The organism is Ensifer sp. Root558 (assembly GCF_001427045.1).
Lineage (GTDB): Bacteria > Pseudomonadota > Alphaproteobacteria > Rhizobiales > Rhizobiaceae > Ensifer > Ensifer adhaerens.
Genome location: NZ_LMGC01000001.1, coordinates 1,033,279 through 1,048,772, shown reverse-complemented (window position 1 = coordinate 1,048,772; position 15,494 = coordinate 1,033,279). Strand labels below are relative to the sequence as shown.

15 protein-coding genes are annotated in these 15,494 nt (G+C 63.5%); 6 read left to right on the top strand and 9 right to left on the bottom strand.

Annotation, left to right across the window (positions count from 1 at the left end; genetic code table 11):
* The first annotated feature begins 3 nt into the window (after window positions 1–3).
* The gene (gene hisC, locus ASD63_RS05185; protein ID WP_034806587.1) at window positions 4–1,110 is read left to right on the top strand and encodes a histidinol-phosphate transaminase; all 1,107 of its coding nucleotides are present in this window, start codon (window positions 4–6) and stop codon (window positions 1,108–1,110) included.
* A complete protein-coding gene (locus tag ASD63_RS05180) occupies window positions 1,110–2,033 on the top strand; it encodes a prephenate/arogenate dehydrogenase family protein (protein WP_034806590.1) in 924 nt (307 codons plus the stop codon). Before hisC ends, ASD63_RS05180 begins: the two co-directional genes overlap by 1 nt.
* Window positions 2,034–2,103: 70 nt before the next feature.
* Here the strand turns inward: ASD63_RS05180 and ASD63_RS05175 are convergent, their stop codons facing one another.
* Entirely contained in the window at window positions 2,104–3,114 is a 1,011-nt protein-coding gene (locus tag ASD63_RS05175) for a DUF2125 domain-containing protein (protein WP_034806594.1), read from the bottom strand.
* 202 nt (window positions 3,115–3,316) lie between these two features.
* On the opposite strand from ASD63_RS05175, the gene ASD63_RS05170 reads away from it, so the two are divergent.
* Window positions 3,317–3,868: a gamma-glutamylcyclotransferase gene (locus tag ASD63_RS05170; protein ID WP_034806597.1), complete on the top strand. Its 552-nt coding sequence runs from the start codon at window positions 3,317–3,319 to the stop codon at window positions 3,866–3,868.
* Window positions 3,869–3,872: 4 nt separating this feature from the next.
* Here ASD63_RS05170 and ASD63_RS05165 read toward each other — a convergent pair whose 3' ends face one another.
* From ASD63_RS05165 to ftsE, 4 genes are all read right to left on the bottom strand, one after another.
* On the bottom strand, window positions 3,873–4,664 hold the full coding sequence (locus tag ASD63_RS05165; RefSeq protein WP_034806600.1) for a 1-acyl-sn-glycerol-3-phosphate acyltransferase: 792 nt from the start codon (window positions 4,662–4,664) through the stop codon (window positions 3,873–3,875).
* Between the two features lie 135 nt (window positions 4,665–4,799).
* A complete protein-coding gene (locus ASD63_RS05160) occupies window positions 4,800–5,498 on the bottom strand; it encodes a YdcF family protein (RefSeq protein WP_060528852.1) in 699 nt (232 codons plus the stop codon).
* 97 nt (window positions 5,499–5,595) lie between these two features.
* Window positions 5,596–6,618, bottom strand: a complete 1,023-nt coding sequence (locus tag ASD63_RS05155; protein ID WP_034806606.1) for an ABC transporter permease — start codon at window positions 6,616–6,618, stop codon at window positions 5,596–5,598.
* Window positions 6,611–7,270, bottom strand: coding sequence for a cell division ATP-binding protein FtsE (gene ftsE / locus ASD63_RS05150; protein WP_034806610.1), 660 nt, complete (start codon window positions 7,268–7,270; stop codon window positions 6,611–6,613). The genes ASD63_RS05155 and ftsE overlap by 8 nt, the downstream gene beginning before the upstream one ends.
* A 307-nt stretch (window positions 7,271–7,577) precedes the next feature.
* Between ftsE and ASD63_RS05145 the strand changes: the two genes are divergently transcribed.
* The 3 genes from ASD63_RS05145 to ASD63_RS05135 all read left to right on the top strand — a co-directional run bounded on the left by ASD63_RS05145 (window position 7,578) and on the right by ASD63_RS05135 (window position 9,438).
* Window positions 7,578–8,246 (top strand): hypothetical protein, encoded by a 669-nt coding sequence (locus tag ASD63_RS05145; RefSeq protein ID WP_034806734.1) that lies wholly within the window; start codon window positions 7,578–7,580, stop codon window positions 8,244–8,246.
* Window positions 8,247–8,310: 64 nt separating this feature from the next.
* Complete coding sequence (hpt, locus tag ASD63_RS05140) at window positions 8,311–8,856, top strand: hypoxanthine phosphoribosyltransferase (RefSeq protein ID WP_034806612.1); 546 nt, start codon at window positions 8,311–8,313, stop codon at window positions 8,854–8,856.
* Window positions 8,857–9,078: 222 nt separating this feature from the next.
* Window positions 9,079–9,438, top strand: a complete 360-nt coding sequence (locus tag ASD63_RS05135) for a response regulator (RefSeq protein WP_034806737.1) — start codon at window positions 9,079–9,081, stop codon at window positions 9,436–9,438.
* 118 nt (window positions 9,439–9,556) lie between these two features.
* On the opposite strand, the gene ASD63_RS05130 is transcribed toward ASD63_RS05135, so the two are convergent.
* The 4 genes from ASD63_RS05130 to argH all read right to left on the bottom strand — a co-directional run bounded on the left by ASD63_RS05130 (window position 9,557) and on the right by argH (window position 15,481).
* Complete coding sequence (locus tag ASD63_RS05130) at window positions 9,557–12,217, bottom strand: TIGR02302 family protein (RefSeq protein ID WP_060528851.1); 2,661 nt, start codon at window positions 12,215–12,217, stop codon at window positions 9,557–9,559.
* 206 nt (window positions 12,218–12,423) lie between these two features.
* Window positions 12,424–13,692, bottom strand: coding sequence for a diaminopimelate decarboxylase (gene lysA, locus ASD63_RS05125; RefSeq protein WP_034806740.1), 1,269 nt, complete (start codon window positions 13,690–13,692; stop codon window positions 12,424–12,426).
* 72 nt (window positions 13,693–13,764) lie between these two features.
* Window positions 13,765–13,959 (bottom strand): lipoprotein, encoded by a 195-nt coding sequence (locus tag ASD63_RS05120; protein WP_034806616.1) that lies wholly within the window; start codon window positions 13,957–13,959, stop codon window positions 13,765–13,767.
* 118 nt (window positions 13,960–14,077) lie between these two features.
* Window positions 14,078–15,481 carry an argininosuccinate lyase gene (argH, locus tag ASD63_RS05115; protein ID WP_034806619.1) on the bottom strand — a complete coding sequence of 468 codons (1,404 nt, stop codon included), beginning with the start codon at window positions 15,479–15,481 and terminating at the stop codon, window positions 14,078–14,080.
* Between the last annotated feature and the right edge of the window lie 13 nt (window positions 15,482–15,494).

Below are 15,494 nucleotides of genomic sequence, written 5' to 3'. Positions count from 1 at the left end.
CCGATGAGCCTTGCTTCGAAGAGCCCTGAGCCGCGTCCCGGCATCCTTGACATTGCCGCCTATGTGCCGGGCAAGGAGCATGCGCCGGGTGTCGCCAAGGTGCATAAGCTCTCGTCGAACGAAACGCCGCTCGGTGCCAGCCCGAAGGCGATAGAAGCCTTCCAGGCGATGGCCTTCAATCTGGAGCGCTATCCTGACGGCCAGGCGCGGGCGCTGCGGGAGGCAATCGGGGCCGTTCACGGGCTCAATCCGGCAAACATCATGTGCGGCAACGGCTCGGACGAACTGCTCGGGCTGCTGTGCCACACCTATCTCGGCCCCGGCGACGAAGGCATTATCACCGAGCACGGTTTCCTGGTCTACAAGATCCAGATCCTGGCGGCCGGTGCGACGCCCGTGACCGTCGAGGAAAAAGATGCGCGCGTCGATGTGGACGCCATCCTTTCCGCGGTCACCGAGCGGACCAAGATGGTCTTTCTCGCCAATCCCGCCAATCCGACCGGCACCTATATCCCGGTCGACGAAGTCCGCCGGCTGCATGCGGGCCTGCCCGAGGGAGTGCTCCTGGTGCTCGACGCCGCCTATGCCGAATATGTGCGCCGCAACGACTATGCCGCCGGTCTTGAGCTCGTCTCGGCCAGCCGCAACGTGGTAATGACCCGCACCTTCTCGAAGATCTATGGTCTTGCCGGCCTGCGCATCGGCTGGATGTATGCGCCGCCGGAAGTGATCGACGCGGTCGACCGTGTCCGCGGGCCGTTCAATCTCAGTGCGCCTTCCATTGCGGCGGGTGCGGCGGCGATCCGCGATCAGGCTTTCGTCGCAACGGCGGTCGATCACAATCTCACCTGGCTTGCCCGCGTTGCCGAAGCGCTCGAGGCGATCGGGCTCCGCATCACGCCGTCGGTCACGAATTTCGTGCTGATCCATTTCCCCGACGAGGCCGGCAAGCGGGCGGAGGAGGCCGATGAGTTCCTAACCCGCCGCGGCTATATCCTCAGGGCAGTCCGCAGCTACGGCTTCCCGAATGCGTTGCGCATGACCATCGGCTCCGCGGAAGCCAACGAGGGCGTCATCGCGGCGCTGACCGAATTCATGGGACGGAAATAATGGCTCAGCAGTTTGAAACGATCGCCCTCATCGGCATTGGTCTGATCGGCTCGTCGATCGCGCGCGAAATCCGCGAGAAGCAACTCGCCGGCACGCTCGTGGTCTCCACGCGCAGCGAGGCGACGCTGAAGCGGACGCAGGAACTCGGGCTCGGCGATCGCTATACGCTGTCTGCGGCGGACGCCGTTCGCGACGCGGATCTCGTCATCGTCTCGGTACCGGTCGGCGCGTCCGGCGCTGTTGCCGCCGAGATCTCAGCGCATCTGAAGCCAGGCGCCATCGTCACCGACGTTGGTTCGACCAAGGGTTCGGTGATCGCACAGATGGCGCCGCACTTGCCCGAGAACGTGCATTTCGTGCCGGGGCATCCGATTGCCGGTACCGAGCATTCCGGCCCGGATGCCGGCTTCGTCGGCCTCTTCCGCGGCCGCTGGTGCATCCTGACGCCGCCCCCTGGCGCGGATGAGGAAGCGGTGGCGCGGCTGCGGCTTTTCTGGGAGACGCTCGGCTCGATGGTCGAGGAGATGGACGCCGAACACCACGACAAGGTGCTGGCGATCGTTTCGCACCTGCCGCACATCATCGCCTACAACATCGTCGGCACGGCTGACGATCTCGAGACCGTTACCGAATCCGAAGTCATCAAATATTCGGCTTCGGGCTTCCGCGACTTCACGCGTCTGGCGGCATCCGACCCGACCATGTGGCGCGACGTCTGCCTGCACAACAAGGATGCGATCCTGGAGATGCTGGCGCGGTTTTCGGAAGATCTCGCCTACCTCCAGCGGGCGATCCGCTGGGGCGACGGCGACAAGCTGTTCGATCTCTTTACCCGCACCCGGGCCATTCGCCGCTCGATCATTCAGGCCGGCCAGGACACGGCGATGCCGGACTTCGGTCGCCATGCCATGGATCAGAAATAGCCTGAGCAGATCAAGGAAGACCGTGGAGCGGTCTTCCTTCCTGTGAGGTGTATGACCGTAGGACCGTAGCCTAGAGGGTCGGCAGGACGCCGATCGGGATGAAGGCGAGGAATGCCGTGCCGTCGCGCACGTTGAGCTTCACGGTCGCCTCGTTCTTGCCGTTGGCGAGAGCCTTCAGCATGTTGGCGGTGTTGTCGACGAGGTTGGCATCATCCGGGATCAGGGTGACCAGATTGGCGCGCCAGGCCTCGATATTGGTCATCGTCAGCGAGAACTCGCCAGAAATCAGTCCCTGATCATTGACCGAGAACGGCCCGGAAAGCTTGGCGTTCATGCCCGAGCCGAGGTCGAGGGTGAGCTGTCTCAGCTCGCCCTTGCTGCCGCGAAACATCTCAGGCGTCGGCGGGGTTGTCATCCATCCGGCCCGGTCGGTGAAGGTCAGGTCGGCGGCGACGGTCGCCGGCGGTGCGAGGCTCGGGCCTTCCTCGGGCCGAACGTCCAGTTTGTCGACGCTCAAGGCGGCGTCGAGATCCGCGCCGTTCTGGCGCAGGTGCAATTCGCCGTGGCTGGCGCCGAAGCCAAATCCGTCGCCTTCAAGCGGCAATCGCAACCGGCCCGTCAGGTTGTCGTAGGTCAGCGACGTGCGATCAACGCCGGACAGGGTCGCGCGCACGCTCGCATGCAGCAACGTCCAGTCGGCGAAGATGTTGAGGCCGGGGGAAGCCCGGATCTCGGCCGGGCCGTCAAGCTCGATCACCGCATGGCCCGGCTGGTAGACCTGGGCAGCGGTCCTCAGCGCTCCGAACGAGGCCGAGGTGCCGTTGCGGGTGTCGTCCAGATGGACCTTGTCGCAGAAGAGGCCGATGCGGAACGGGAAGCCGCGCACGTCCATGTTGGTGCATTCGCCGCCGAGGCCGGCTGCCTGTCCTTCGGCGAGGCGGGTCGCAAGCCGCTTCTCGATCTGGTCGGCGGCGAGAAACCAGCCGGCCGAATAAACGCCGGTGACAAGCACGATGCCTGCCAGGAGCCAGCGGAATTTCCGGCTGACCGGCGATGGGTTGGAGACTGCGGTGGCCGACATGGGCGCGGGTACCTCACTCAAAACAGGATGGAGGCTGCCTTTCGGGTGGCGCCATCGATCCGCAAAACTATTCTTTCCTTTGGCCGCAGGAGGACGACCTTGTCTCTTTCGTGCCGGGATGCTGTGCCGTAGAAACCGAAAATGGCTCACCGTCCCACGCGACCGATCGTGATTCGGCAGTGAGAACAGCAGCGCGGGTTGAATGACAGTGGATATGGACGAATTTTGGGTCTTTGGCTACGGCTCGCTGATGTGGAACCCGGGCTTTGCCTTCGAGGAGAAGCTCACGGCACGCGCCTTCGGTTTTCGCCGCTCACTCTGCGTGCATTCCTGGGTTCATCGCGGCACCGAACAGCGGCCGGGGCTGGTGCTTGGGCTCGACCGCGGCGGCTCCTGCATCGGGACGGCGTTTCGCGTCCAGCGCGGACAGCAGGCGGATGTCGTCGATTATCTGCGCGAGCGTGAACTGGTGACCCACGTCTACAAGGAACGCACCATGCCGGTGCTGCTTGCCGACGGCCGCCGCGTTCCGGCGCTCGCCTACGTCATCGACCGCGCCCACGTCCAGTATGCGGGCTCGCTGACCACCACGGAGGCGGCCGGCATCGTCGCGGTTTCGACGGGAAAATCCGGGCCGAACAGCGAATACGTGTTCAACACGCTCGCCCATCTCAAGGAGATGGGTATCCGCGATCACTGGCTGGAAGAGGTGGTCGGATTGCTGCGGCAGTCGCCGCGTTCAGCCCGGGCCTGAAGGTTCAGGCCCGGCCTTCTGCCTTCAGTTCCTTCAGCCGCTGCTGGGCGGTCGGCGGTAGCGGCAGGTGCGGATTGGCCTTCACGGTTTCGACGAGCAACTCGTCGCTCGCCCTCTCGGTTACCTCGACGAGCTTCGCCAGGAAAGCGTCCGGGTCCATGCCGGCCTCGATGGGCGGCAGGATGCGAACCTTGAAGTGGCCGGGAAAGCGCAGGAACTTGCGGCGCGGCCAGAAGAGGCCGGGATGCATGGCGACCGGCACCACCGGCACGCTGAGGTCGCGGTAGAGGCGGGCGATGCCGTATTTGTATTCCGGCGGAGCGCCCGGCGGGCGACGCGTGCCTTCCGGGTAGATGATGAGCTCGCGGCCGGTTGCCATTTCCTGCTTGGTGCGGTCCATCACGCCGGTCATCGCCTTGCCGCGCGCCGCGCGATTTACCGGAACCATGCGTTGCTTGAGCACATACCAGCCGAAGAGCGGGATCCAGGTGAGCTCGCGCTTCAGGATATAAAAGGGATCGCTGAGCCAGGGGAGCAGCGCATAGGCATCCCAGAAGGACTGGTGCTTGGGAGCGAAGATATAGGGAACCTCGGGGATATTCTCCAAGCCTTCGATCTCGAAGGTCGTGCCGACCATCTTTTCCATGAGCCAGTGGTTGCTGCGCACCCAGTTCTTCGGCACGAACCACGCCTTCTTGCGCGGCAGCAGGAAGTAGATCGGGGTCAGCACGATCATCTGCACGATCAGGTTGGCGTAGAACACCATGTTGAAAAGGATCGAACGCAAGACGATCATCAGGCACGCTCTCGTAGGCGAGGTCTCAAGGGGACCGGCGTCTTTGAGCCGGTTGATCGCTGCCTACACGATTAAGTGCTGAAGGAAAACTGCTCTGTTTCACTTTGCAGCGGCGAAGGCTGTTCCTGCCGGCCCTTATTCTTCGGCGGGCGTCGCGCGCGATGCGTCGGTGCGCAGGCCGCTGGTCGGGCGGGCGCCGGCGAAGTCGCGTATTGACGCCACCGTATACTTGCCGAATTCCAGAAGGATCGACTTCAGCACCATCGGATTGCGCAGCCAGTTTGTGGTCTTCAGATCGGAGTTGACGACCGGGTAGGGGATGAACTCCGTTTCCGGCCGGGCGCGGCGCAGTTCCAGGAGGCTGCGCGGCATGTGATAGTTGTTGGTGACGACGAGCACGCTCGCATAGCCGCGATCATGGATCCATTGCGCCGCTTCCGTGGCATTTCCGATGGTATCGATCGCCTCATGGCCGATGTCTACGCAGCACTTGAAAAGGTCGGCCGAGCTCTGGGTGTTGCGGCGGATCTGGCTGCCTGTGGTCGCCGGGTGAACCCCGGAGATCAGCAGGCGCTTGCCGGCGCCACCCTTCAGAAGATCGACCGCCTGGTCGATGCGCTGGAAACCGCCGGTCAGGACCACGATCGCGTCGGCCTTCGGATGACCCGGCGGCTGCAGGGAGGCGACCGTGTCGGCAAAGTTCAGGAAGGCGGCGATCAGGATTGCCAGCGGCAGGAGCAGGACGAAGAAGGTTCGGCGGAGGATTTTGCGCAGGAGACTGCGGGACCGCCGGCGATCGTCGGCTTGCCCGTGCCATTTATCTCCTCCGGCCATTCCGTTCCCGCGTAGCTCTCGCGCCATCATGATTCTCTTCACATAGCCGCAGATTGCGGCAAGGAATAGATCGAGTGGCGGCGAAACATCAGGCGGCTCAGCTTTGGTAGAGGTCGGTACGGCCGGGGTCCGAACGGATGAGGTCGATTTCGTAGATCGTGCGGGTAACCGTCAGCCGCGCCGTAACGGTCGTCAGGATGGCGATGACGACGATGATCGCGGCAATGCCGAGATAGCCACCATAGCCGATGGTGAAGGTACCGAAGAGGGCGGTGGCCTGATCTGTCTCGGGGGTCGCCAAGGTCCGTGACTGCCAGAAACCCGCGAGCGCAAAGAAAAGTGCTGCGAGCAGACCGCCGGCGCCGGCGCCCTTGAGGCTGATCCTGAGGAAGTGCTTCTGGAATTCCGACGCGACGAAGCCGGCTTCGGCACCGACGAAATGCAGCACCTCGACGATATGGCGATTGCCCGACAGCGCGCCGCGCGTTGCGAAGACCACTGTCAGCACCATGGCGGAAAAGACCAGGGTCAGCACGCCGGTGCCGATCATGGCCGTGGTGTTGGCCATGGCGACCAGCCGGTCGACCCAGGTGCGGTGGTCGTCGAGGAAAGCCTGCGGGATTATTTCTGTCAGCGCCTTGCGCATGGCCGCAAAGTCCGGCGGATTGCTTTCGTCGATGGTGATGATGACGAGGCGCGGCACGGGCAACTCGTCAAGATCGAGGCCTTCGCCGAGCCAGGGTTCGAGCAGGCGGGCGGTGGCGGCCCGGTCGACGATCTTGCCGTCCGTCGTGCCACTGAAGGTCAGCGCCAGGTCGCGGGCATCCGCCAGCGCCTTTTCCATGTCGAGATTGTCGTCGGGCTTGATCTGGATGGTGATCTCGCGGGAGATCTGCGATTGCCAGCTCTGGGCCGTGGCTCGCACCATGCTGACGCCGCCGAGCGTCAGGCAGGCGAGGAACGACATGATGGCGATGACGCACATCAGCGCATGGCCGGACACATTGCTCGACGGCACGATCGGGCCGGTCGGGCGCACGCGCATTTCCGTCCGGCGCTGTTGTGCCTCCGGTGCCTGTTCGGGCACATCCTTTTGGTGTTTCGTGCGGCTGTCACTCATAGATGTCGAGCCGCCCCTGCGAAAGGATCATGCGCCGCGCCTCCACCTGGTCCATCAGCGACAGATCGTGGGTGGCGATCACGACCGCCGTGCCGAGCCGGTTGAGCTCGAGGAAAAGATTGAGCAGGCGCCTTGCCATCGGCGGATCGACGTTGCCGGTCGGCTCGTCGGCAAGCAGGATCTCCGGCCGGTCGATCAGCGCCCGAGCGATGGCGGCGCGCTGTTTTTCACCGCCGGAAAGGACCGGTGGCAGCACGTTGATGCGCTCGCCGAGACCCACCCATTTCAAAAGCTCCAGCACGTCTGCACGGTAGCTCGTCTCCTCCTTGCCGCGCACGCGCAACGGCAGTGCGACGTTCTCGTAGGTGGTGAGATGATCGAGCAGGCGAAAGTCCTGGAAGACGATGCCGACGCGCCGGCGCAGCATCGGGAATTCTTCGCGCGGGATCGACGAAATGTTGCGGTCGAACATCCGGATCAGGCCGCGTGTCGGCTGCAGCGAGAGGAAAAGAAGCCGCAGCAACGTGGTCTTGCCGGCGCCCGACGGACCCGTCAGGAACTGGAATGAACGGCGTGGAATGTCGAAGGTCAGGTCCCGGAGGATTTCCGGTCCCATGCCATAGCGCAGTCCGACGTTCTCAAAGTGAATCAAGCGGCAGCCCAGTCTCTCTCACGGCCCTGCAACCGACGGCCGGTTCCGGTCCTCCGCGCATAGGACGACCAGCCAAGAAAGGCAAAACCGCCAGCGGAATCATGGTTAAGTGACGGTTAATTTTTCATGAAAAGGCGCCGCTTTCGCGACGTCTTTCCGAAACATTAACCATTCCGGTTTACGTGTCGGAAAGATTTGATGCAATGCCTAGTTCTTGCACCGCATGAGGCTTGGCATTGCCCGAGGGTTTCGCAGACAAACTGGCCGCCTGCGGCCGTGTTCTCTTGCGGGACAGGAGGAAATGATCATGCAGGCATTCCGGACCAAATCCGCCAGCAACAACGCCGATACAGATTTCCTGCCGCCCGAGCGCGGCGGACGCGACGGGGCTTCAGCGCCGAGGCGCGCCGACTATGTGGATGCGGAATTCGAGGTGATATCCGCTTCGTCGCGCCGCACGCCCTATCCTGTTTTCAACGACAATGCACAAACCGGCAGCCGCAGGCGGCCGACGCTGACGGTCGTGGAGCAGGAGCCGTCGCTCGGCGCTCGATTGTTGCGTCTTGCCGAAACGCGGCTGCGCGACATGCCGGCACGCCGCTTTGCCGGGATGGTCGCGGGCGTTGCGCTTGCTTCCTTCCTGGCGATCGTCGGCTTTGCCGGCGATGGACAGGCCGACGTCCAGCCGCTGACGATATCGGGGATCAAGAGTGGGCTCGACTACTCCGGCGGCATGCGTGTGCTGTCCGTCTATGGCTCGATCGACAATCGCTCCGATATCGAGCAGCGATTGCCGATCGTCGTGGTGGAGATTGCCGCCAACGGGCGCAAGGTCACGACGACACGGGTGATGCCCGAGGGTGCTGCCGTCGCGCCCGGTGAGAGCCGTCATTTCATGACGAGACTGCCCTATGCGGGTGGAAAAATGCCGGATGTGACGGTTTCCTTCGCCGAAAACGATGTTTCGGCCCGCTGATTGTGCTAAGCGGCGCCAAAGGGAAGGCTTAAGGTCTTCCGGATGAAACGCTGGAGAAGCCTTGATGCCCGTTGTTCGCGGTAAGAATATCGAACCTCTCTATACGGCCGAAACCATCGCTGCCCGCAACAGCGAGCTCGCCGGAATGATCGTCAACGGCCCGCACAAGGATCTACTGGTGATCGCGGTGCTCAAGGGATCGTTCATCTTCGCGGCCGATCTGATCCGCTCGATGCATACGGCCGGTCTGGCACCGGAAGTCGAGTTCATCACGCTGTCGAGCTATGGCACCGGCACCGTTTCGCAGGGCGTCAAGATCACCAAGGATATCGACAGCGACGTGCATGGGCGCGACGTTCTGCTGATCGACGACATTCTCGAATCCGGCCGCACGCTGCGTTTCGCCAAGGAACTGATGTACGAGCGCGGCGCCCGCAACGTCACGATCGCCGTGCTGCTCGACAAGCGGGTCAAGCGCAAGGTCGAGCTCGAGGCGGATTATGTCGGCTTCGAATGCCCCGATCACTTCGTCGTCGGCTACGGCATGGACGTCGCCTATGCCTTCCGCGAGCTGCCTTTTGTCGGTGTTGTCACCGGCGACGCCGAGTAAACGTCTCGATTTGGGGCATGCGCCCTGAAATCCAGTCGTTCGGCGTTTACCGAACACAAACGAAAAACTGGTTGTTTTGGTGCGTGCCGCAGTGATTCTCGACGGGGATCGGCGGCGCTGCAGCGCCAGTGTGTCTCCCGATGATCCACGCCCGCTGTACTTTTGGATCAGGTGCGGGTGCCGGCGTGAACGCCGGACTCGGAAGCGAACGCGGAGGCCATGATGGCGAAGATCCTGATTACCGAGGACGAGGATGCATTGCGTTCCTTCGTTGCGCGGGCCCTGAGGCTCGACGGCCACGAGACGGTCGAAGCGGGCGATGGGGCCGATGGCCTTGCCTGCCTGGAGGCCGAGGCGTTCGACCTTCTGCTCTCCGATATCCGTATGCCCGTGATGGACGGCATCGAGCTGACGCACCAGGCGTCGGCGGCCTTTCCGGCCATGAAGATCCTGCTGATGACCGGCTATGCCGAGCAGCGCGAGCGGGCTGACGATCTCACCGACAAGATCGTCGATGTCATCTCCAAGCCCTTCTCCCTTCCCGATATCCGCAAGGCAGTCGCGCTGGCGCTGGCCGCCTGACGGCCAGACCTGCCGGCCCACAGCAACAGGACCGCGACCCGGCGCATCGATTGGATGCGACGGGAGCCGTTGTCATGTTCTGCCGTGATGAGGCAAAGGGCTGAGCCGGGCGCTCGGCTCAGCGCATGTCGAGCAGGCGTTCGAGGTACTGGCGCTCCTGCTCCGGCGACAGGCTGTCGCCCAGCCTGCGGCGAATCTCGTCAAGGATTTGTCGGGCGCGCTGAGAATCGATCTCGTCTGGAACCTTGACCTGGTCGCCGAAATTCGGGCCGAGATTCTGTTGCCGTCGTCCCAAAGGATCGCGGCCGTTTTGACCGTATTGCGGAACACCCATGCCAGGGCCGCCCTGACCTTGGCCCTGCATCTGGTTCATCATATCTTGGGCGCCTTGGCGCAGGGCCTGTAGCGCGCGGCCCTGATTGCCGACGGCTTGTTCGCCCTGGCCCTTGCCGAGCGCGCCGGAAGCGCCGTCCATTTCGCGCTTGGCTTCGCCGAAGCCCTTGCCGGGCTTGATGCCCATGCTTTCCAGGCCCTTGTTCAGCTCACCGAGCTGTTTTCCGAGCGCGTCCTGCTGCTCTTTCAGCTGTTTCAGTGCATCCTTGAGCTGTTCGGCGGTCATGTTGTCGAGTGGGTTGGGCTGACCATTCGGATCGCCCTGCTGACCTGGGTCCTGCGGCATTTCCTGACCGAAGAGCTCGTTGTCTTCGCCCTGCAGCGGGTCGCCCCGGTGCATCCGGTCACGCAGGGCCTGGTCGAACTTGAAGGTCTCGTCCATCAACTGCTGCTGTTGCTGCATCAGCTTGCCGAGCTTGTCCATCTGCTGGCGCATGGCGTCGTTCTGCTCGCCCATCTGCTGCTGGCTACGGCCAGCCTGCAGGTTGTTCATCATGCGCTGCAGTTCCGAGAGCATCTGCTGTGCCTGATCGCGCGCGCCCGAGCGCGCCAGATTCTCGATCTGGTTCATCATCTTCTCGAGGTCCTGCTGGCGGAGGATGTTGTTCGGGTCGAGCTTGCCGGTCATGCGTGGATTTTTCATCGCCTGCTCGGCGAGCGCCTGCATGTATTCCTGCATCGCCTGGCGCAGTTCCTGCATCAGCTTGGCGATTTCCTGGTCCGAAGCGTTGCGCTCCAAGGCGTCCGACAGCGCCTGCTGGGCTTCGCGCAGGCGGCGCTCGGCAAGCGACAGGTCGCCGTCCTCGATGCCGAGCGCGATCTCCCAGAGGTATCCGGCGGCATCGCGCAACATGTCGTCGTTATAGGCGAGCGCCATCCGGGTGCGCGCCGATTTCAACAGCAGGAAATGAGTGAGGTTCGGGATCCAGTCCTCAGCAAGCGCCGTGACGGCGTCGTTGAGGTCGATGGCGCGCGGCAGGTCGTTGGCATTGAGCGCGAAAACCTGACGCTGTTCGGCGACGGCGCCGGCGAGCGGCTGCGAGAACTGGCGGGCAGGCAGGATCATGTCGTGCGGCGGGCTGCGGCCTTCCTGTCCGGCAGCATCCCGGGCGACGAGCGTCACCGCTACCCGCTTGCCGGCGAGCGGATGCTCGCTGAGGTTTCGGCTGGTCGTGCCCTTTGCCTCGCGCGCGTTACGGCGCGGCAGATCGAGCCGGTATTCCGGTAGCGGATAGAGCGCGCGGGCGCCTTCCGCCGGTTCGTCGAGCGGCTTGATCTCCGCCCAGGCCTGGGCGATGCCGTAATCGTCGTTGGCCGTAAACGTGATTTCGAGCGCCGCGTTGATGGTCGGATGGGGGATTCCGTCAAAGGCGATCTGAGGCACGCCGTCCGGGGTGATCTTGAACGCCCAGCGCTGGCTGCCGACGATAAGTTCGCCATCCTTGACGACCTTGTAGACGTGGTTGCGCACGGCATTCGGACTGCGCGCCGGCTCCGTTGCAACCATTTCGGCAACCTTCGGGCTGGCATCGTCCACTTTCGGCTTGCTCTGCTTTTCCTCGGCCTTTTCGCCGGCCACCGGAATGGCGATCGGTTTGCTCCCGCCGGTTTCCGCGTAGCGCACTGGCGCGTCCGCACCGGCGCCGGTGACCCGTACGGTGATGTCGCTGAACTGCGGGATGGTGATCGCCCCGGCGTCTTCATTCACGGCAGCGGCGGCTTCCGGCTTGCCCGTCAGGAAGATTGGCGCCCGCCCGGTATAGGGCGGCGGCGTTACCCAGGCATCGACGCGGATATTGGCTGCTTCGATCGACGTCTGCGGCAGCCGGAACGCATCACTCAGCAATCCGGCGCGGTTGGAATAGGAATAGGCAAAGGCGACGCAAGCGAGCAGCACAGGCACGGCCCTGAGCGCGAAGGGATCGTGCCTGGCGATATCGGGCCGCGGCAGGCCAGTCTCGAGGGTGCCGATCATGCGAGCCATGCGCGCCTGGTGTTCGCGCCAGAGCGCCTCGCCCAGAGGGGTGTCGGTCGCGGGGCGATCGTCCTGGACGCGGATGGCCTGATGCGGCAGCGCATTGCGCTCTTCGAGCATGCGATCGGCATCGGCATTACCGGGAAGCCGCAACCGGCTGAGCGGTAAGAGAGAGGCGAGGAAGGTTAGCGCAAAGGCAAAGAGCGCGACCGCATGTAGCCAGAAAGGTGCAGCGCGAAAGAAGCCGAGCCAGGCGAAGGCAAGAAACAGAAGGGCGATCGCACCGGGCAGAAGGATACGCGGCAGGACCTGCTCGGCGACCAGCACCGCGCGCGCCAGCCATCTCTTCAGCGCCAGAGTTCTCGAAAACGGCTTCGGTTGTGGCGTTTCATCCTGCCGGAATTGCGTCATCCGCCCAAGTTTCCTTTCGGTCGCCCATCAACGCTTGTGGCTGACCCAATGTAGTGAGGCGACGGCCGAGCTCAAAAATGCACGCAACTTCGCCTATCCCGCTTGCGTTCAGGATACCATCGTTTGTGGCGAAGACGAGGGCGCAAACACAATCGTGATCGGCCGGGCGGCCGATCCACAGATTGTCGTTGTCGCGCCCGGACGGGTCAGTCGAGCCAGTCCGGCACCGAATCGAGACCGATCAACGCGTCATAGTCCTGACGCGGGCGAACGACGTGGAAACGGTCGCCCTTGACCAGAACTTCCGGGATCAGGAGGCGTGAATTGTAGGTGCTGGCCTGCACGGCGCCGTAGGCGCCGGCCGAGCTGATGGCAAAGAGATCGCCAGGCTTCGGCATCGCCATCTCGCGGTCGAGCGCCAGATAGTCGCCGGTTTCGCAGACCGGGCCCACGACGTCGGCGCGGATGCGCGGCGCGTTGGCGGCGGAAATGCGGACCGGGCGGATCTCGTGATAGGCCTCATAGAGGGTCGGGCGGATGAGATCGTTCATCGCACCGTCGACGATGACGAAGGTCTTGTCGCCGCCGTCCTTCACGTAGATGACTTCGGTCACCAGGATGCCGGCGTTGCCGACGATCAGCCGGCCCGGTTCGGTGACGATCTTGCAGCCGAGCGACTGCAGCTGGCTCTTGACGATTTCCGCATAGGCGTCCGGCAGCGGGGGCGGATTGTTGTCGTCCTTGTAGGGAATGCCGAGGCCGCCGCCGATGTCGACGTGATCGATCGAGTGGCCGTCGGAACGCAGCGTATCGACCAGTTCGCGCAGCAGCTTGAAGGCGTCGTCGAAGGGCTGCAGTTCGGTGATCTGGCTGCCGATATGCATGTCGATGCCGGTCACCTCAATGCCGGGCAGCGTTGCGGCATGGGCGTAGACCGCACGGGCGCGCTCCCAGGAAATGCCGAACTTGTTTTCCTTCTTGCCCGTGGAAATCTTGGAATGGGTCTTCGCGTCAACATCAGGGTTGATGCGGAAGGACACATGGGCGCGCTTGCCGGCACGAACGGCGCGCTGGTTCAGGACCTCGAGTTCCGGCTCGGACTCGACGTTGAAGCAGTAGATGCCGGCTTCCAGTGCGAGATCCATTTCCAGCGGCGTCTTGCCGACGCCGGAGAACATGATGCGGTTTGCCGGGATGCCGGCCGCCAGCGCCCGGCGCAGCTCACCGCCAGAGACCACGTCGACGCCGGCGCCGAGGCGGCCGAGCGTCTTCAGTACCGCCTGGTTCGAGTTGGCCTTCATCGCATAGCAAACCATCGCATCCACATCGGCGAAAGCCTTGGAGAACACCGTGTAGTGGCGCTCGAGCGTGGCGGTCGAGTAGCAGTAGAAGGGTGTGCCGACGGCGCGGGCGATATCGGTCACCGGCACATCTTCGGCGTAGAGAATTCCGTCGCGGTATTGAAAATGGTTCACGTCACGCAGCTCGACTTTGAGCAATTCCAGGAAAGTGCGAAGCGGCTTCCGTTCGGAATTGCGTAATTTCTACTAGAGGAGGGGATCGAGCAGGAACGAACGCTCGTCTGCTTTTTCCTTCTGCTCGACAGTTCCTGCCGGCGCCTTGGTGTTGATCGGCGCGGTCGAGCCGGGGCGATCGAGGTCGCCCTTGCGTCCACAACCGACAAGAACCAGCCCGGGGATCGCCAGCAGAAGTGCAAGCCGGGCCGCCTTCGTGAATGTCATCGTGATTTTCCTTCGCGGGAACTGATGCAGGTGCGATGTCTTACCGATTTTTCAGGCACTTGTGCACCCTGTTTCTGCGGGCGAAGAGCCGCCCGCAGCGGGCTTGGGAGCAGATGTCTTAGTTGCGGGCGCGCCACCAGGCGATCTGCTTGCGAACCTCGTTGGGCGCCGTGCCGCCGAAGGAGGTACGGCTGGCCACGGAGGCTTCGACCGTCAGGACATCGAAGACCTTCTCGGTGATGTCGGCGTGGATCGACTGCAGGTCGGCAAGCGAAAGATCCGCGAGGTCGCAGCCCTTCTGTTCAGCAAGCGCCACGGCGCGGCCGGTCACATGGTGGGCGTCGCGGAAGGGCAGGCCTGCCTCACGCACCAACCAGTCGGCAAGGTCGGTCGCGGTCGAATAGCCGGAGCCGGCGGCGGCCTTCATGCGATCGCTACGGATGGTCATGTCACGAACCATGCCGGTCATGGCGGCGATCGCCAGCTCGAGGCTTTCGGCTGAGTCGAAGACCTGTTCCTTGTCTTCCTGCATGTCCTTGGAATAGGCGAGCGGCAGACCCTTCATGACCGTGAGCAGCGCGATCAACGAACCGTTGATGCGGCCGGTCTTGGCGCGCACCAGTTCAGCGGCGTCGGGATTCTTCTTCTGCGGCATGATCGAGGAGCCGGTCGAAAATGCATCCGACAGGCGGATGAAGCCGAACTGCGGCGTCGACCAGATGACGATCTCTTCGGCCAGCCGCGACAGGTGCGTGGCAGTGATCGAGGCCATCGACAGGAATTCGAGCGCGAAGTCGCGGTCCGATACCGTGTCGATCGAGTTGCGGGTCGGGCCGGCAAAGCCGAGCGCCTTGGCGGTCATGTGACGGTCGATCGGGAATCCGGTGCCGGCAAGGGCGGCGGCGCCGATCGGGCTCTCGTCCATGTGCTCGATGGCGTGACGCACGCGCGAGCGGTCGCGGCCGAACATCTCGACATAGGCCATGCAGTGATGGCCGAAGGTGACGGGCTGCGCGGTCTGCAGATGGGTGAAGCCGGGCATGACGGTATCGGCATGTTCCTCGGCGCGGTCGAGGAAGGCGGCGATCAGCGCCGTCAGCGCTTTCTCGGTGCGCTGCAGCTCTTCCTTGACCCAGAGGCGGAAGTCGAGCGCCACCTGATCGTTGCGCGAGCGGGCGGTGTGGAGGCGGCCGGCAGCCGGACCGATCAGGGTCGCGAGCCGGGCCTCGATGTTCATGTGGATGTCTTCGAGGCGGCGTGAGAACTCGAACGCACCACTTTCGATCTCTGACAGGATCGTGTTCAGGCCGTGAACGATCTTGTCTTTGTCGTCGGCCGAAATGATGCCTTGATGCGCCAGCATCGTCGCATGCGCTATTGAGCCGCGGATGTCCTGGGCATAGAGCTTCTTGTCGAAGCCGATCGAGGCATTTATTTCCTCCATGATCGCGTCCGGACCCGAGGCAAAGCGACCGCCCCACATCTGGTTGGAGGATTTCGTCTCGGAATTGCCGTCAGCCATGAAGAATGCCCGC